General features: G+C 38.5%; 16 protein-coding genes and 1 pseudogene. 9 read left to right on the top strand and 8 right to left on the bottom strand.

The window, feature by feature from the left end; translation table 11 throughout:
* Nucleotides 1–34: 34 nt before the first annotated feature.
* Both M1E96_RS06540 and M1E96_RS06535 read right to left on the bottom strand, forming a co-directional pair.
* Nucleotides 35–676 (bottom strand): annotated as a pseudogene (locus tag M1E96_RS06540) (type I restriction-modification system subunit M N-terminal domain-containing protein); the annotation flags it as partial.
* 162 nt (nucleotides 677–838) lie between these two features.
* Nucleotides 839–2,080, bottom strand: a complete 1,242-nt coding sequence (locus tag M1E96_RS06535) for a hypothetical protein (RefSeq protein ID WP_249890787.1) — start codon at nucleotides 2,078–2,080, stop codon at nucleotides 839–841.
* Between the two features lie 160 nt (nucleotides 2,081–2,240).
* On the opposite strand from M1E96_RS06535, the gene M1E96_RS06530 reads away from it, so the two are divergent.
* Nucleotides 2,241–2,459 (top strand): AlpA family transcriptional regulator, encoded by a 219-nt coding sequence (locus M1E96_RS06530; RefSeq protein ID WP_241105141.1) that lies wholly within the window; start codon nucleotides 2,241–2,243, stop codon nucleotides 2,457–2,459.
* 309 nt (nucleotides 2,460–2,768) lie between these two features.
* Here the strand turns inward: M1E96_RS06530 and M1E96_RS06525 are convergent, their stop codons facing one another.
* Nucleotides 2,769–3,428 (bottom strand): tetratricopeptide repeat protein, encoded by a 660-nt coding sequence (locus M1E96_RS06525; RefSeq protein WP_249890786.1) that lies wholly within the window; start codon nucleotides 3,426–3,428, stop codon nucleotides 2,769–2,771.
* A gap of 113 nt (nucleotides 3,429–3,541) precedes the next feature.
* On the opposite strand from M1E96_RS06525, the gene M1E96_RS06520 reads away from it, so the two are divergent.
* Entirely contained in the window at nucleotides 3,542–4,750 is a 1,209-nt protein-coding gene (locus M1E96_RS06520) for an IS4-like element ISVsa5 family transposase (RefSeq protein ID WP_249890785.1), read from the top strand.
* Here M1E96_RS06520 and M1E96_RS06515 read toward each other — a convergent pair.
* Entirely contained in the window at nucleotides 4,719–5,384 is a 666-nt protein-coding gene (locus M1E96_RS06515) for a hypothetical protein (protein WP_249890784.1), read from the bottom strand. The two genes, M1E96_RS06520 and M1E96_RS06515, sit on opposite strands and share 32 nt — an antisense overlap.
* Before the next feature lie 654 nt (nucleotides 5,385–6,038).
* Nucleotides 6,039–7,898 (bottom strand): hypothetical protein, encoded by a 1,860-nt coding sequence (locus M1E96_RS06510; RefSeq protein ID WP_369427437.1) that lies wholly within the window; start codon nucleotides 7,896–7,898, stop codon nucleotides 6,039–6,041.
* Nucleotides 7,899–7,966: 68 nt separating this feature from the next.
* On the opposite strand from M1E96_RS06510, the gene M1E96_RS06505 reads away from it, so the two are divergent.
* The 3 genes from M1E96_RS06505 to M1E96_RS06495 are packed head-to-tail and all read left to right on the top strand — an operon-like array spanning nucleotide 7,967 to nucleotide 10,838.
* Nucleotides 7,967–9,727, top strand: a complete 1,761-nt coding sequence (locus M1E96_RS06505; protein WP_369427436.1) for a hypothetical protein — start codon at nucleotides 7,967–7,969, stop codon at nucleotides 9,725–9,727.
* Nucleotides 9,720–10,226 carry a GreA/GreB family elongation factor gene (locus M1E96_RS06500; RefSeq protein WP_249890781.1) on the top strand — a complete coding sequence of 169 codons (507 nt, stop codon included), beginning with the start codon at nucleotides 9,720–9,722 and terminating at the stop codon, nucleotides 10,224–10,226. The genes M1E96_RS06505 and M1E96_RS06500 overlap by 8 nt, the downstream gene beginning before the upstream one ends.
* Nucleotides 10,227–10,235: 9 nt before the next feature.
* Nucleotides 10,236–10,838: an AAA family ATPase gene (locus tag M1E96_RS06495; RefSeq protein ID WP_249890780.1), complete on the top strand. Its 603-nt coding sequence runs from the start codon at nucleotides 10,236–10,238 to the stop codon at nucleotides 10,836–10,838.
* A gap of 561 nt (nucleotides 10,839–11,399) precedes the next feature.
* On the opposite strand, the gene M1E96_RS06490 is transcribed toward M1E96_RS06495, so the two are convergent.
* The 3 genes from M1E96_RS06490 to M1E96_RS06480 form a co-directional block, all read right to left on the bottom strand.
* Nucleotides 11,400–11,618: a hypothetical protein gene (locus M1E96_RS06490; protein ID WP_104872827.1), complete on the bottom strand. Its 219-nt coding sequence runs from the start codon at nucleotides 11,616–11,618 to the stop codon at nucleotides 11,400–11,402.
* Between the two features lie 145 nt (nucleotides 11,619–11,763).
* A complete protein-coding gene (locus tag M1E96_RS06485; RefSeq protein WP_104872828.1) occupies nucleotides 11,764–12,348 on the bottom strand; it encodes an inovirus Gp2 family protein in 585 nt (194 codons plus the stop codon).
* Nucleotides 12,349–12,694: 346 nt separating this feature from the next.
* Entirely contained in the window at nucleotides 12,695–14,179 is a 1,485-nt protein-coding gene (locus tag M1E96_RS06480) for a YfjI family protein (RefSeq protein ID WP_369427435.1), read from the bottom strand.
* Between the two features lie 466 nt (nucleotides 14,180–14,645).
* Here M1E96_RS06480 and M1E96_RS06475 point away from each other — a divergent pair, with 466 nt between their 5' ends.
* Genes M1E96_RS06475 through M1E96_RS06460 form a run of 4 tightly spaced genes read left to right on the top strand, consistent with a single transcriptional unit; the run spans nucleotide 14,646 to nucleotide 16,844 of the window.
* Nucleotides 14,646–15,374 carry a DUF3944 domain-containing protein gene (locus M1E96_RS06475; protein WP_104872830.1) on the top strand — a complete coding sequence of 243 codons (729 nt, stop codon included), beginning with the start codon at nucleotides 14,646–14,648 and terminating at the stop codon, nucleotides 15,372–15,374.
* 56 nt (nucleotides 15,375–15,430) lie between these two features.
* Nucleotides 15,431–16,105, top strand: coding sequence for a YafY family protein (locus M1E96_RS06470; protein ID WP_104872831.1), 675 nt, complete (start codon nucleotides 15,431–15,433; stop codon nucleotides 16,103–16,105).
* A gap of 14 nt (nucleotides 16,106–16,119) precedes the next feature.
* Entirely contained in the window at nucleotides 16,120–16,566 is a 447-nt protein-coding gene (locus M1E96_RS06465; RefSeq protein WP_104872832.1) for a hypothetical protein, read from the top strand.
* Between the two features lie 59 nt (nucleotides 16,567–16,625).
* The gene (locus M1E96_RS06460; protein ID WP_104872833.1) at nucleotides 16,626–16,844 is read left to right on the top strand and encodes a hypothetical protein; all 219 of its coding nucleotides are present in this window, start codon (nucleotides 16,626–16,628) and stop codon (nucleotides 16,842–16,844) included.
* Nucleotides 16,845–16,918: the final 74 nt, after the last annotated feature.

The following is a 16,918-nucleotide window of genomic DNA, read 5'->3' as shown; positions in this document are numbered from 1 at the left end:
TGTAATGTGTGTATTATGAACATTGCATGTAAGGTGTACCTGCTGTAGGGTCGTAGATTGAGCGAACTAAGCCCGAACTGGTTAACTCTTCTTCGTTAGTGAAAAGCAATGACGTCGTCAGCTCAACAATATCCCTTGGGGTAAAGTGTTCCCCTGCGGTTTCATTCGAGCTTTCTGCAAAGCGTCGGATAAGCTCTTCAAACACTAAACCCATACCGTAGTTGCTAATAGTGTCAGGGTGAAGATCAGTAGTCGCAAAACGTTTTGCAACTTTATAAAGCAGATCGGCCTCTTCCAATTTATCAATAGTATTGAAAAAGTCGAAGTGTTCAAAAATCTCACGGGCATTTGGGCTAAATGATTGAATATAGTTCTGAAGATTATTCGCCACATCTGTTTCACCCAGACGGTTCAAATCCATTTTTGAGGTGTTATAAAAGCTTAACTGGGCAGCATGGGTAAGTAGTTTGTCCTGTGCTTCAATCGGCATTGATTTTATTGCATCGTATTTAGCCAGAACATCAGCCTTTGTAGCAGCAAGGACACACTCTAAGCGCCTTAGCAAGGTGAAAGGGAGAATGATACGTCCGTATTGAGATTGCTTGAAGTCGCCACGTAACAGGTCAGCTACTGACCATAGAAATGCCGCTGTTGAAGAGAAATTGTTATTAGTCATTGTAATCAGCACATTGTATATTAAAAAAGTTAACTGATTGTACCTTTATAACTCATCAAGCGATAGCGACATACTACATAAAAAAGACTGGTTATCCAGAAGTTAACCAATCCAGTGAACATTATTTATACTCAACTTCAGAGCGAAATAATAAACAAGCCTCTATTCACTCACTTCTTTCTCTTTATGTTTAAGGGCCGCGTCGTAATAACTATTGTTATTACTATTCCAAGGAAGCCCATATTCTTGGTTCAGTAAGAAATAGTAGTAGTACTTAATTTTAGAATAATTATCTTTTCTTATTGCTTTATGTCTCAAATACAAACTTCTTGCTGATACACTAAAACCGTAATCTAAAAGCTTTGATTTAACCTTCTCTGAAATCGTAAGACTATTATCAGCCTCATAATAAATTGCTTTGTTTGGCTCATCCCAGCGAATAGCCTCAATATCAAATGCTCCCAACGTTCCAAGCCAGCTACCCTGCGAGCCATTAAACATTCGTTTATGCAAATAAAATTTACTCATATTTTTAAGTAATTTTTCAGCATCTATTTCCGACACATGTTCGTTACATTGAAACACTACAAATGTAATTGCTTTCTTGTCTAAGATAATTAAATCAATCAGCCTTTTACAATAATCTACTGTTATCTTACGATTAATATCGGGTACTTCGGAGCCAAGATCAGGAAAAACAACCTCATTATTTTTATCAACAGGCATCATGGCTCTAATCGCTCTTTGCAGCATCCTAAACTCAAAAAGTAATCCTGCACGAATGAACAACAGTGATAGCTCTGAACCTGATTCTTTCGCTTCTTTATCAATATTACGCGAATATTTATCACACGAGATAATACCGCGACTCACCAGTTCATGATAAAAACCCATAGGGGCATCTGGATACTCAAATGCATAGCAACAGTCAGTCAATCTGTATTTGATAAAAAAAGGCATTGTTGATAGAGCAACCTCGCTGTCACTTAACAAATCTTCAACGATTTGGTTAACAAATTCGCTATCAATACCATTCTTCTCCGCGAGAATGGAAAGAAAAGCAAGGCTAAAATTTATTCCATATTCCACAACTTTCTTAGTAATCTCTTTGCTATAAGACTCATCACAGATATTATCCTTTTTATAAGCCTCAGCCGCAAATGAAATATATTTGTTATCAACAGATAAGTGAATTTCAAGATTAGCTAATATATAGTGTTTCGCTATTTCTGCTTGCTTTCCTGCAATCCCTTTCTTTTGGAGCGCTCCATTGAGTCGGTTAAGTATGTAATGATACCAGTCCTCGATCGGCTCTTCGTATACGAAACTCATTAAAATTTGATTAATGTGAAGCCTATCTATCGCATCAAATGCTGCTTTTTTTAGGGGGGTTAGAGCTGGCATAATTTAGTGTCAAAAAAAGTAATTAATAAATGCACATTTTAGACACTATTCGCCTCCATTACAATCCATCACATACCAGCCAATCGGCTCAGGTGGTGAATAACAGAGAGCCGTTATTCAATAGGTAACTTGAATTGTAAGAACTTAAAAGAGGCAAAATATGATCTCCCATACTCAAACTATAAAAATCCTGCGTATTCCTGCTGTTATAGCTAAAATTGGAGTAAAACGTTCGACGATATATGACTGGCTAAATCCCAAGTCAAAGCGCTACGATCCCACTTTTCCAAAACAGCTAAAGTTGGGGAAACAGTCTGTTGGCTGGAAGGAAGTAGAACTCGATGAATGGCTTCTTCAACGCGAGATAGCTACTGCCTGAACTCATTATACGGATATTATTAGGGGCAGCTTTATCTAACACTAATCTACTGTACTTGATATTAATATTAATATTAATATTAATCTTTATGGACGTTAGCGCTTGTATAACGTCCATTCCTCGTTCAAAGCCAACAGCTAAATTAGTTAGCAGGTTATACCTAAGGAAAGGACGATTATTATCTCATGGACTCTAGTAAGAACATATTTCAATGTAGATCTCATTGCGCTTACTACTGCCACAAAGAGCCTCGTTTCAACTGTATAGCATAGCTCTAGGCCTTTAAAAGTAGTCGAGGGAGTTATTCTGCTATTGTTCAAAAATATGTTTAAATAAATTTTTGACCAAATTGCATCTCAGCTTGATTATATCGCTAAAATCTTCTTCTTTTCTCAGCGGAATAGTAACATTATCAAAAAGATCACTAAATAATGAGGCATGAGGAGTTAACTCATTCCTTCCATTTTTATAAAAATCTCTATTAGGCGATATTTCATTGACATATTGCTGCGCAAGCTCATTACCTAAAGATGCACAATCAAGCTCATATCTTATCCAGCTTACGATATCAACCTCACTTAAATTATTTAGTAAGAAGAAATAAAAAAAGTAGAGAATTGTTCCATCGTGTAAGTGGCTAGCTTCATTTATTACCAGAGGCAGATTGGATAAGTCATTTGAGCCTTCTTTTACTCTTTCTAGTTCATCAATATGCCTAAATGCCCCCTGATGTCCTTCATTCTGGGATTTTATAAATAATTGCAATGCATCCTCATAACTATAATCACAACCATTTCCATTTTTATACATTAATGCCAAATTGAACGTTGCAGAAGTATGTCCATATTTTGCGGCTATTTTAAAATTATTAAATGCCATTTTAAAATCAGCTTTTTTAAGCGATTCAACACCTTGCTCATATATTTTATTAGCAAATTCGTTAGTACTTTTAATACAGCTAGAAGACACAGAGTACTGATGAATCCCCTAATGATTTTTATCAAAATCATTAAGTTAAGGTAGATACACATCTTGTCATATGATCAAATGGTTTCGTCAAAAATCAATAATCAGACAACAAAATGTGCGAACTCGATATTTTACACGACTCTCTTTACCAATTCTGCCCCGAATTACACTTAAAACGACTCAACAGCTTAACGTTGGCTTGCCACGCATTACTTGACTGTAAAACTCTCACTCTTACCGAACTTGGCCGTAACCTGCCAACCAAAGCGAGAACAAAACATAACATCAAACGAATCGACCGATTGTTAGGTAATCGTCACCTCCACAAAGAGCGACTCGCTGTATACCGTTGGCATGCTAGCTTTATCTGTTCGGGCAATACGATGCCCATTGTACTTGTTGACTGGTCTGATATCCGTGAGCAAAAACGGCTTATGGTATTGCGAGCTTCAGTCGCACTACACGGTCGTTCTGTTACTCTTTATGAGAAAGCGTTCCCGCTTTCAGAGCAATGTTCAAAGAAAGCTCATGACCAATTTCTAGCCGACCTTGCGAGCATTCTACCGAGTAACACCACACCGCTCATTGTCAGTGATGCTGGCTTTAAAGTATCATGGTATAAATCCGTTGAGAAGCTGGGTTGGTACTGGTTAAGTCGAGTAAGAGGAAAAGTACAATATGCAGACCTAGGAGCGGAAAACTGGAAACCTATCAGCAGCTTACATGATATGTCATCTAGTCACTCAAAGACTTTAGGCTATAAGAGGCTGACTAAAAGCAATCCAATCTCATGCCAAATTCTATTGTATAAATCTCGCTCTAAAAGCCGAAAAAATCAGCGCTCGACACGGACTCATTGTCACCACCCGTCACCTAAAATCTACTCAGCGTCGGCAAAGGAGCCATGGATTCTAGCAACTAACTTACCTGTTGAAATTCGAACACCCAAACAACTTGTTAATATCTATTCGAAGCGAATGCAGATTGAAGAAACCTTCCGAGACTTGAAAAGTCCTGTCTACGGACTAGGGTTACGCCATAGCCGAACGAGCAGCTCAGAGCGTTTTGATATCATGCTGCTAATCGCCCTGATGCTTCAACTAACATGTTGGCTTGCGGGCGTTCATGCTCAGAAACAAGGTTGGGACAAGCACTTCCAGGCTAACACAGTCAGAAATCGAAACGTACTCTCAACAGTTCGCTTAGGCATGGAAGTTTTGCGGCATTCTGGCTACACAATAACAAGGGAAGACTTACTCGTGGCTGCAACCCTACTTGCTCAAAATCTATTCAAACATGGTTACGTTTTGGGGAAATTATGAGGGGATCTCTCAGCACAGAGTATCCAGTGTTGGTTTTAGGATCGTTATATGTGTATGTTTCAGGACTACTATCTGCGTTAGTTACAGTAGACCAAAACTTTTCTTTAAGGAAATCCCCTTCACCTTGTTCGAAGGTGTCTTCACTAATTAAGTAACCATGAGTTTGGCTAGAATTAATTAAAAAGCTGATATTATTTTTATTATATAATTTATAGGTGTATTGATATTGTACAGAATATCCTTCCCATGAAAATACGCCATTAATACGGTTGTTAGAAAAAAATCTGTTCAAAGCTTGACCAACGAATTCCAATCTATCTTCTAAGTTAAGCTGAAGAGTGAACATCGTATAGGCGTCCTTTTCATCAAAACCAACAAAGATCTGAACTTCATCTTTTGTTGTTTCTCCCAGATATTTGTAATTAACAACACGGCCTTTGAATAAGCTGTCACCATCACCATCAATCTCAAAAAGGTTTTCAGTGTCATAGTTCACATACAACACATTGCCATTCTTAATTATAAAGAGGATGTCCACTTCAGCTTCGTGCAAGCGTGCCCCTCTATTTAAAATAGCTTTTGCCGTCTTCGGTTCACGTTTCGATTTAGAAAATAAATTATCAAGGAATCCCATATAAAATATCCCTATATTGTAAGAATTTAATCACGCTATAAAATATACGAGTTTAAATGATTTTATTCAACTAACCTAAATTTCCTTCCTTAAAACACAGTGTTCAACATTCGTTTGGTACATAATCAGTTAGAGTGAATACCCATTGCGAGTTGTATATCGGCAAGCGTTATCATCAGTATCATTCGGTCAAGCTGCAATCAACAAACTGATGTGTTCATAAAAACGTCTAACATGATCACTCTCGAATGCCTACCAAAACTGAGGCTTGAATAATATGGTTACAGCTCTCTTTAACAATAATAACTCGAAATCCGAAAATACCACATTACCAAATTCTACCCAAAAGGTTAAAGAACAGTATTTAGGGATTTATTATTTTCATACGGTTGATTAAGACACGATTTTGCGGGTATTTTGATACTGTGTACAAAGTATGAGCCTGAATTATTAAATGCACTTATGGTTAATAACGTAAGTCTTATTGGTTTGGCGTTAAGACTTAGAAAACAAAGACATTAGAAAAATGAACCCCAGTTAAACGAAGTCTGTCACACATAATGTACAAACTTTTTTATGCCCAAACACTTTGTTGTAATAAACCTAATATATTTAAGTTCAATCTACAAAACTAATTATTTTTCCGTTTTTTATTTAGTTACTTAATCTTCCCCATCCACGCCAAGAGTGTACCTTTTCATTCTTAGGGGGACGATTGCCATTATAGCCTTGTTCATAGGTTAAACGATGAGTAAAAAATAGTGCTGTAAGTAAATTTGTCCAAAACTGCTCCCTAAACCCCCCATTTAAATTGATTCGCTCTACAGGATAAATTTGGCCAAATCGAGGCTCAAAAATATCACAATATTTTTTTATCTCTGGTTGTTCAAGTAATAAAAAAGCATGTTTTTTATACAAGCTAACATGACGATGATCACCGTGAGTAAAATCTTTAATATCAGCCCAAGTAGGCGTCATTATACCTGCCTCTGCGAGTATACTTTTCCAGACATGTTCTAGCGGATTATTATAACCTTTACCTACGATAATCAGCTGCTTAGTTTGCCAGCTAAAGTGCTCAATAAACCGTTCAGCCGCACGCATTCCGATCACTTCCGCATGTTGGGCACAGCGTTGTAAATCAAGTTGAGGCAAAGTCAAATAAAACTGCTGACAGGCATACTCTTCGACCAAGCGAGTTAGGGTTAATATTGATTTGATATTAACAAAACGATTATCTCGTTTAGGGAATTGACCAAAAAAATAACTATAACGGATCGTTGAAAGTTTTTTAACTACATCAGAATCAGAGTTACATGTAATAATCCCAGCTTCGCTTGAGGAATTAGCTATATTTTCAGCAGTATCGACAGCATCCTCTCCCTTACCCGCAAAGCTTAAAAGAATTGGGAAGAAATAGCTCTTCAATGGGCTAGACTTGTAATCCACTACTGACATAAAAGTACTCATAATTCCATTGGTAACGCAAAGCTCTGCACCATAGCTAGCTGCAATTTTTGCAAAGCCAGAACCAAGCCACAGTGGATACTTCAATGATGGAAGTTCAGTAATATAGCACTGCGATTTTTCCACTTGATCTACCAACTCTTGTATTTCTTCACTGAGCTCCAACCGATTACCCCATTCAAAAATGGGGGGATTTTTTACTAGTGGCAGCAATTCTTTATAGTTAAGAACCCGAATGTTTAGCTGAGGATCAAGAGCTTCCCCTTTATATTCGCGCACAGAACTTAACAACTCCATTGCTGCCAATGTATAGTAGACTAAGCAAGCTTTGGTCGGGATTTTAACAATTCCATTACTCATGCCATAAGCACTAGAAACCATCTCTTGCTGGTTAACTTCTAGATGTTCTGAGGGTGCTAAAATAATAGACATTTCGGTAAGCCACTCGCGGTCTGCGTCTTTTGGTACCCAATCCTTTCTATCATTTGGCTCTGCACTTAAGATACGGCTGATAGGTAGATCAATAAACCTCTGAAGTTCTCCACTCCAAGCACGTACATGCCAACGCACAGGAGTTACTACTATAGAGTGTGGACAAATTAGATCTGTTTTCTTTTCTGAGGATGAAAAAGTTCCAATCTCTACCTGTACTGGTGTTTCATATTTCCGGCAGCGATTCAGAGTACGAAAAATTTTAGGATCCATCTTTTGCGGAATACCCATGATATCGACTAGACCGAGTAAATTGCCTACCTCACTATGTTGCTCCTGTTGAAGCCATTCTATCGGCTCATGATCAAACAAAGGAACGAATGACTCACTTAGAAAAAATACCTTTGAACTATTATCAAACTGCATATTATTTGGAGCAAACTCTTTGTAAAGAGCAATATCCGCAGACGCTTGTTGAGTCGAAATAGCAAAGCGAGCTACCAAGTCTTTTCGATTAAACTCACCAATCCAACTGAGCTGTCCCTCAATCCATTGCAAACGCTTAAGAATGGCCTTTCCATTCCGTTTTTGATTTAGATGGTCATGAAGTCTCATTGACATACCCACTCAACTTGCTAATGTGTGTCTATTGAATAGGCACGTTATCATTTTAGGAGACGAAAATGAATAGTAATTGTTCTAATAATACACTAGTATCATCACAATCCAATACATTGCCTCCTTACTGCTTATTGGAAGATGAAACAACGATATCAACTGATTCTGTTAATGTCCGCACCTATCTCTACAATGAGTTTCGCACCTTGCCTCGGAAGGTCTTTGCTCGTCTTCGTCATTTCCAACCACAGAGTGGGTGTTTTAACAAGTGCAACTTTTGTAGCCAAGGTGCGAGCTCGCGTATCATAGAATTTAGTTTAGAGAACCTGCGTAATATCATTGCTGTGCTCAAAGCCGTAAGTTTAGAACAAACCTACTCTCCCAATCAGATAGCGTCTATCATAGATTTTAATACTGGCCATTTCATCGATCCTAAAATAATCCATACTTCTCCACTTATTGCCTATGGGCGTGAAGACCGCCACGGAGTGATTTATTGCTATCTAGATAATGATCCAGCAATTTACCCGCATATTGATACATTCGCCCAATTAGTTTATGAAAATCTAGGAGCGAAAACCCGTATTGCTACTGTTGGCTACAGCCGACATAATCAGGCAATCAGACAAGCATTCACAAACCTAAGTAGCTCATTACGCCACTGCTTAGCGGGTGTAAGGCTTTCAATATCGCCTTATACCTATGGTTGGACAGAAGCAGGTATGAAAGCTGGAGTAACCCATAGGGATGAATTCGAGAAAGATTTAGCTCACTTTCTTACCACTTTCAAGGGCTCTGATTCACTATTCACTACAGAACTACGCTTTAGGCCAATGATCGATGTAGGTGAGGTTGAGCTAACCAAACACTCTGGTATGCATATACTCGCGTACAAAAATTATATATATGTATCAAATGATTCACTTGAGGGCTTAACGACAGCAAGCATTACTGATAGCCATAATCATGCACTGAAAATGGATATATCCGGACATAAGGTGATCCAGTTAGAAATGAAAGGAAATTGGAGAAACTCAGTGGATCTATACCTTCGTGGCAAACTAGCTGGCACGCCATGTGTAATGCATAAACTGCAAAACGATGACGGTATCTATTTTGGAGTAAATGTTGAGCGTAATCAAAGTGGTAAATGCTATGCAAAATTCTTTTATCCTAAGTCAATAGCACGCCCAAACAGTGGTCACATTGATGGTGAACGATACTTACTTAATGCTATTATTGATGCGCAATCAATTTCCAATAATACTAGTTGGCAAGATATCGATACATTACTTCTGAGCCTCAAAAATAAAGCTCAAACTTTAGCAAGCACATTTAATGCATCATCGAGTTACATTGAAAATGATCTTATTCCATTGATAGAAAGTTATATACGCATCTTAAAAATAGCAAAGTTTCCAGCTAACTCATTCTTAGATAAAGCATTAACTATGGATACCGGTCAAATTTGTAACCTAGGCCGAGCCTTTAATGAGTACAAACTCCTATCTTCAAGGCAAGATTTACCTATGACACCAAACCATGAGCGAGCGTTTGGTAATAAAGGCGATTTGGCTAATGAGGGCACTGTATTTCGTCTGTCACCGGGAAGAAGACAACGTATATCTAATAAATTAGGACGCATCAATACCAAAGAGAATGAATTTATAATAGAGGAACTAGATTTGTCATCGACATCTTCTGAAGACGGCCAGTCCAAGCAACACCTCACATTTTTCTTGCCAGGTAATGTGGTCAAAAGCATGAAACAATTGGATGAGCCAATTATTGTAGGTCAAATCCCAACGAGAGTTATTTATGAATAAGCAAAAAACCTATTTCACCCGAGAAGGATTAGCACGTACTAATAACGAAATCATATCTCTCCAAAAAGATATAAAGATCTGTAATGCCAAGATCGGGAAAACAGTTGAGCTTGATAACGACTTACGAGAAAATCCAGAGTTCATGGCATTAAGAACAAAAGCTGAATACGAGCTACCAAACAAGATTCAAGAACTAGCTCGCTTACTTGAACATAAAGAGATCATCGAAGATATGCCCCATATTCGGGGTAACCTTTGCAACTATGTCTCAGTGGGGCATCAGGTAACGCTTATAGACGAATATGACAACAGTAGAATGCTGACAATCCTTGGTTACGGTGATAGTAATCCAAAAGAAAACATCGTCAGTTATCTCACTCCTATAGCTCAGATTCTACTTGAACACGAGGTTGGAGATGAAGTGAGTTTGCCGACTCTTCATGGCAGTACTCTGTATGAGATAGACGAAATCATTATTTCTCCACTACTAAATGAATAAGGAGGTCTTATGGCGGGTAAATTTATCGTAATTACCGGGCTAGATGGTTCAGGCACAACAAGTATTGGTAAAATACTTGCCGAAATGGACAAAAAAGGTTATTACCTCCAAACACCAGAAAGCTTGTTCTCTGAGCACCGAAAGCAATTCACACAGGAACTAAGAGAAAACTACCCTGATGCACACTATCTGTATTACCTAACATCAGTAGTGAAGGCATCGAACGATATTAAGGAAAAACTCAAAAGCCACAACGTCTATTGTGTTCGCTATCTTATCGACACTATCGTCTCACATCGCACTATTGGCCTAGATGTTGACCTTGATTATGAACTCGGCTTTACTAGTATAACAAAACCAGACCTAACCCTATTTATTGACATCAATGAGGAAGTTCGCCAGCAACGTATTACAGAACGTGGAAAATCCACCCTAGATAAAACACTCGATGACACAGATTTTAGAGTGCGCTTCAAAAGTCAATTCGAACGCTTATCCTCTCATTACACAGTCATTGATAACTCGTCAACGCTAGAAGCTTGCCTAAGTAGTGCGAAACAGCATATTCATAAGTTAATTTCAGAAAAATCTCTGGAGAAAACATATGAATAATCTCACTGAGATGTTATAAAAACGGAGTCATATAGCAATTGAAAAACAAGAACTAAAATACGTTCGAGTCTTTCAACCGTGTTTGTCAGGCTGGCTCTCGCATCATGTTGTAGCATCGTGATGTTATACAGCATTTCAATCAGCTTACTCCTCTTGGGCTCAGTATTGAGATAAATGTAAAATCGACTCTAGAAATACTAGGCTTGAATCAAAATATCTTGCGCTCAAAAATTTCTAATGTATCCCACTGTAATTTAATAGAAAACAAATCATTACAGAGTTCTACTTTTGTTATCTATTAACAGCCAGCTGAAGCCAAATACAACCGATGCTATCTAGAGGTATAAAATCCGTACAGCGCTATCAGGTAAACTTTTTATAACGTGTTTCGGCTAATACATATACTCCATTATAACGACTAAGCTCGCAACGATAAGAGTTTCCCTAGCCAATCGTTACTGTTCAATTTTCAGACGATCAGACTAGCCTTAGCGAACCGATAGCGCACCACAATAAGACGATAATCATTCCCGAGCGAGGAAACATAGCCTTGGCTACACCTCATTTTTTTGCGAATAATGCCAAGATACAGCTTACTGGTATTGGTGAACCTGTCAGCTCAATATGTTCAGAGCAATAACCGTAGGTGTGCACACATACGGATGAAAACGCATCAATGCATGCCAGTAGCTGTTGGGGATCCACTAACTCAAAACGAAAATCAACCAATTCGATACATTCCCTACCCGTTTTTTCATCACATTGATACAATAATCGCATAACTACCTCGTTTGATGATCCCAATGGGTTTTCAATCTATAAATAAGTGACAGAGTCCCGCATTCTTGATATGTGCAGGAATAAACCCACAACGAATCTCCTTATAATATAAGGTGTTTATTCATATACTTTCCCCAGAAGCATATTAACATCGGCTCATCCCAATAGACCGATAGCCATCGTGATAACTCTTTGTATGATCCTTTGCTAGATAATCCATGCAATGAAGTAAACTCACTAGCCGCTGAGGATAGTCTTCTTTATTGGTATTAAGTACATGACGCCCGTTCTTTGTAAAATGGACAAGCCCTTCGTATTGGGCTAGCTCAATTCCTAATGCACTACACCATGCTTGGTGGATTAATCCCGCTAAGCTGGTAGTTGATTTAAAGTCCCCTGCACTCCAGTAGAAATCTTTGTTCAGTAATAATAAAGCGTGGTAATGCTTACGGTGATTAAGCTCACCAACCTCACGTACCCAAATATATCGCAAACGATTGTGCCAGTTACGATCCCAATCGTGATTTTTATTTCTACAAGCGACGTCAATCTTTGCTTTTAAAGATTCGATAAAACGTGTTATCTCTTTATTTGAATCACCATATTGGTAATCAGAAGGAAAGTGAAGATCCACTCGTAAAGCAAGCGTACGAGGAAACTCTCGTACGGCATCATTAATCACATCCGAGAAGGCTTGCTGATATTGAGCATTATAAGTATAAGGTTTCATCTTTATTTTGACATCCCTTAATTAGATATTAAAAGGATGTGTCGGTATCAGTAATTAAGTTATTCCAATCTATATTATTATGATGATAACCAATGAAGCATAAGAGATGCTACCTCATTAATTAACTGAGCATACATTTAATTAATATAATTACAAACTATCTCTATTAAATGGTATTAATTATAAATCACCATTAAATATATATAATGATAAACATATATTACTATACCGACACAATAAAACTTAACGACTAGAGAAAAACAAAAGCCATAGACCTTTATTAACTCGGTAAAATGTCAGAATGGGAATAATTTCACTCTGATATTATTTTTGTGCAATTTTATCATTAAACTCTGCGATTAGTTGCTACAGTAGCAGTCGTAGCTAATGGGTAAAATGAATACGCAGGGTGTTTTGTAAAAATATTGTTATTAAACTTTTCACCTTCATTTACAAATTTTGCACCGCGTAGTGAGTAATTTATATATACTGCACTTTCTTTTTCTAGGTTAGAAATAACCTTTTCCAGTAACTTACCTTTTCGTAATGCACTTGGACCATATCGCCGAATATCATTAAACCTTATACTACCTCGCATTCTACCACTTTGATAATACTCACGGTGTAGCCATGATAATAATAAGGCTTCATAATACCCTTCTTCATGCCCAAATAAATGAATAGCTTGTTGCATATACCATTCACAAATAATTGATGCGCTATCAATATATTCCTTTTTTATCTCACAATTTCCTTCAATAAAATAACTAAATACTGCAGCTAAACGTGCAATATTATTTGCTAATTTAGATGCAAAATCCTTCATGCTCGCATATTCTTCTTCCGGTTTAAGTCGACTTTCAATACTATTGTAAATTTGCTCCCATTCATATTGAGCAGATGACTCTAATGATAAACATATTTTCTCACTTATTTTTTCATTTAAATTACTCTCTGCTAATAATTCATTTATTCTGCAATGAAGATAATTAAGATGCATATTCACAGAGTGTTGATACCTTATAAAACGCTCACCTTGAGTCGTCAAATTTTCATCTATATTCACAGCCAAACAACGTGCAAAAAAACCACTTCCCCTAGCTTTATGTCCTTGCCTCTTTAAATATAAATCAAACGGTTTCTTCTGTACCATTACAGATAGTGTAATTCGCCCATCTTCTATCGTAAAACTTGGCGTTGTCTTGCGATCAACATGAAAGCTTACACCATCCCACATGGAATTTATAAAGCTTAAATCCTTCATAATCTGCCTATCTAAGATATTAGCTCCCTCATCTGCGATTAGCCCAATATGGGGATAGTTATTGAACATGCCCATTTGTAGTGCTTCAGGTGTCACATTGTTATAAATATATCGATGATATTTTGGCTGAACGGGTTTCTCTACTTGTAAAGCTTTGAGCTCTTTTAATGTCTCTTCGGTACTTTGTCTTTGAGTTGTTTTCTTACGAATTTGGCTTAGGATCGCTTTTTCTTTCTCTTTCCAAACCTGCATTTCAAGTGAATAGTTCGTTTTCTTTTGTTCAAACTCCCTTAATGAATTCGTGTCATGTTGATAAAAAGGTTTCATCACTATTTTATCTACTGTTGTTTTACGCTCCCCTGAGTTTGCTATCACAAGTAAAAACAATGACACGGGAAACGGTGCCATTTGGTTAACTCTAACATTTATTAATCCTTGACAAGACAAAGACATAGCACTAATCACAGAGGAGGCAATTAATGGAACTGGTGCTTGGGTGCATTCATGAACATCATGAATAATGTCACGAATAAGTGATGGAAAAGCATTTAATGGAAAATGAGACATATTTTTCACCTTACGTTTTTTGTTTCGAGGTGACTAATTAATCGCATTCCAAGTAGCAAGTCAATAACATAAATTCACATATATCAATAAGTTAAATAGACTTAATTAGACTAATTAAGATTCCGTCAGATAAAATTGGATAAGTAAAAACTCATTTCCCCCCTATTTAAATGCTTATCTTTTAATCCAATATTTACATTTATTTACAGTTTATTATTGAAAAGTATGTGCCCTATAATTTTTTAACCCAATATAGTCATTTCACTAATTCAAATATTTTTCAGATATATATCACTTACACGAAACCAAACAATTTCAATAATATCAATTAATTAAATAAATCCGATGACATACCCTGTCATTTCCCTTCATTTTCCCCCCGAAAAAAAGTCAAATAACCGGACATAACCTGTCCGGTGGGGTTGTTATCGTGGTGTTCTCTTTTTCAAGCTAGGGAATAACACCGATGGCAACTTACCGATTAGATACCGATTTAGCGTTTTTACGTGAATGCAGCAATGAAGAACTGGGCTTACTTGTATCCGTCCTAACTCACGACAGTAAAGATGGACAAAAGCGCTGGACTGAAACCTTAACCAGCTCGCCTGAATATCAACTCTACCATCCGGAGCACCAGCAATACTGGATGTCGATTGCGGCAGAGTTGCAAGCCTTTGGAGCTAACAGTTTGATGAGTCTCGTTCGAGGCAATAAGGGCGTGTTGTACCGTGAAATCTTACAGGATGTCTGTGACCACCTTGATGTCAATTATCCGAAGGCCGGAAGTACCGAAACCTTGGAATTAAATTTGTTATTGAAAGTATTAGAAAAAAGCTTAAATGAGTTGACCACAGAAGAGCTACAAGCCTTCTCTCGTGATATGCAACTTAACCTCACCAACCCCACGCCACAATTGATTTTGATTGCGGTTCAAGCGGCTATCCGTACCTCAGGCATTGCTGCTCTGGAAGTGGCCACACTCTCAGCCATTGGTGTAATTAATGCGCTCGGCGGGGTTGCCACCATTGGCACACTCTTTGCCGCACACCGAGCACTTTCCTTGATTGCTGGGCCGATTGGTCTTGCCGTGAGCTCGGCATGGCTTGTCGCTGACTTAGCGGGACCCGCTTATCGGGTCACCGTCCCCGCCTGCATCATTGTGGCGTACTTACGACAAAAAGCCTTATCGCAATAAGGTTTATCAATCCCATTCTATCCGCTTGCCGGAGCTATTTTAATAAGGACAACATCATGTCGACTTCTGTGTCTCGCCATGACCGGCTTGCGTCTCGGTTGGCGTTTATTATTAGTCAATTATTTCGCGGGGAAACCGTTTATTTATCCGAGCTGTCAGAAGAGCTCAATGTCTCGACTCGTACCCTACGGCGTGACCTTAATGAGCGCCTTCAATATCTGGACTTGGAATATCACCAAGGTGGCTATCGATTGGCAGCATCACAGCGTCCCTTTCGTACCGATAAGGACATATTGCGCTTTGCCGCCATTACGCATGTCACCTCACTGTTTCCGGCTTTAGACAGGAAGCTGCTAGCAGTTCTGCTCGACCCGACGATTGATTCACCGTTTATTGTTTACCATACCCCGCCCGAACAGCGTCCCTCGCTGTTCGGGGGCTTTTATATCTTGACACAAGCCATTGTGAAACGGCGTTTACTGCAATTTGCCCACCAAGGAAAAAACATCACGAACGTTGCCCCGTATAAGTTGATTTATTACCAAGGTCATTGGTATCTCGCCGCTGATATCGCGGAGCACATTCATGTCTTTGATGTGATGGCCTTGCAAGACGTGGTCATGACGGCGCGGGGCTTTCGTTATCGTGAAGACCTCAACCAACGGTTATGTGAAGAGGCGTTTATTCAAGCCTTGCCCCATTACCAATATATCCAATCTTTAATGAAATAATGGAGTTCATCTTTATGAAAAAGGTACTATTTACGACTTTAATCTCGCTAACGGTTTGTGCTCAAGCATTAGCACTTCACCTACCCGGTGAAATTCAGCCCACACGTTATACCTACTATTTAACGCCAGAATATGGTCAAAAATTGAAGGAGAAAAATGAGAGTAATGAAAGACCTGTCCTAGGTGTGCCTCATGGAGAGTTGACAGGCGACACTCCAATTCGACAAGCAAAAGGTTTTCCTGCCCCTACCGCGATGACCTGTATTAGTAGCGTTTATTATAATCGTGGTGCAGCGGCTAACTGGTTAAAAGTCGCCTGCGTCGATAATAATGGTTTAGCTTATTCAGCCGATAAAAAATGGCCACCTAAATCAATAGCCAAGCGAGTTTGTACTGTAGGTCAATCAGGCTGTGACTCTTTTTTAGTTTTGGATAGTGATAACTGGTCTGGTCCTCAATAAGTTACGCTCACCCTTACTTGAGCCTGTTCTCACACAGGCTTACTTCCTAGGAATTCATCATGACGATTTTTAAACTTATCGCCACCTCTGTGAGTGTTGTGACACTGATGTCTATCACCTACTACGCCCAGAAGACGGTCAATGAACAACTTGCGCTTGAAGGCAAGTATTCCGACACGGAAATTCAAGCGGCTCGACTTGGGGCGACGCTTGCTTGCACAACCTTATTGGGGGGAGCCATTGAACGACTACTCAACGGGCTATTTAGTGACCACTAAAACTCAACTATTTCAATGTAGATTCAACATAACGGCAGACCAATCGGTCTGCCTTTTTTATTTCGTAACATCCA

The organism is Providencia sp. PROV236 (genome assembly GCF_033676985.1).
In the GTDB taxonomy this organism is placed as follows: domain Bacteria; phylum Pseudomonadota; class Gammaproteobacteria; order Enterobacterales; family Enterobacteriaceae; genus Providencia; species Providencia manganoxydans.
This window is presented reverse-complemented; position numbering and strand designations above follow the sequence as displayed.

Bases quoted from the DNA above. Each gene is read 5' to 3' on its own strand.
- M1E96_RS06520 (WP_249890785.1), top strand. From the start codon at position 3,542: ATGTGCGAACTCGATATTTTACACGACTCTCTTTACCAATTCTGCCCC.
- M1E96_RS06490 (WP_104872827.1), bottom strand. From the start codon at position 11,618: ATGCGATTATTGTATCAATGTGATGAAAAAACGGGTAGGGAATGTATC.
- M1E96_RS06460 (WP_104872833.1), top strand. From the start codon at position 16,626: ATGACGATTTTTAAACTTATCGCCACCTCTGTGAGTGTTGTGACACTG.
- M1E96_RS06530 (WP_241105141.1), top strand. From the start codon at position 2,241: ATGATCTCCCATACTCAAACTATAAAAATCCTGCGTATTCCTGCTGTT.
- M1E96_RS06480 (WP_369427435.1), bottom strand. From the start codon at position 14,179: ATGTCTCATTTTCCATTAAATGCTTTTCCATCACTTATTCGTGACATT.
- M1E96_RS06500 (WP_249890781.1), top strand. From the start codon at position 9,720: ATGAATAAGCAAAAAACCTATTTCACCCGAGAAGGATTAGCACGTACT.
- M1E96_RS06495 (WP_249890780.1), top strand. From the start codon at position 10,236: ATGGCGGGTAAATTTATCGTAATTACCGGGCTAGATGGTTCAGGCACA.
- M1E96_RS06505 (WP_369427436.1), top strand. From the start codon at position 7,967: ATGAATAGTAATTGTTCTAATAATACACTAGTATCATCACAATCCAAT.
- M1E96_RS06470 (WP_104872831.1), top strand. From the start codon at position 15,431: ATGTCGACTTCTGTGTCTCGCCATGACCGGCTTGCGTCTCGGTTGGCG.
- M1E96_RS06475 (WP_104872830.1), top strand. From the start codon at position 14,646: ATGGCAACTTACCGATTAGATACCGATTTAGCGTTTTTACGTGAATGC.
- M1E96_RS06485 (WP_104872828.1), bottom strand. From the start codon at position 12,348: ATGAAACCTTATACTTATAATGCTCAATATCAGCAAGCCTTCTCGGAT.
- M1E96_RS06535 (WP_249890787.1), bottom strand. From the start codon at position 2,080: ATGCCAGCTCTAACCCCCCTAAAAAAAGCAGCATTTGATGCGATAGAT.
- M1E96_RS06515 (WP_249890784.1), bottom strand. From the start codon at position 5,384: ATGGGATTCCTTGATAATTTATTTTCTAAATCGAAACGTGAACCGAAG.
- M1E96_RS06510 (WP_369427437.1), bottom strand. From the start codon at position 7,898: ATGAGACTTCATGACCATCTAAATCAAAAACGGAATGGAAAGGCCATT.
- M1E96_RS06465 (WP_104872832.1), top strand. From the start codon at position 16,120: ATGAAAAAGGTACTATTTACGACTTTAATCTCGCTAACGGTTTGTGCT.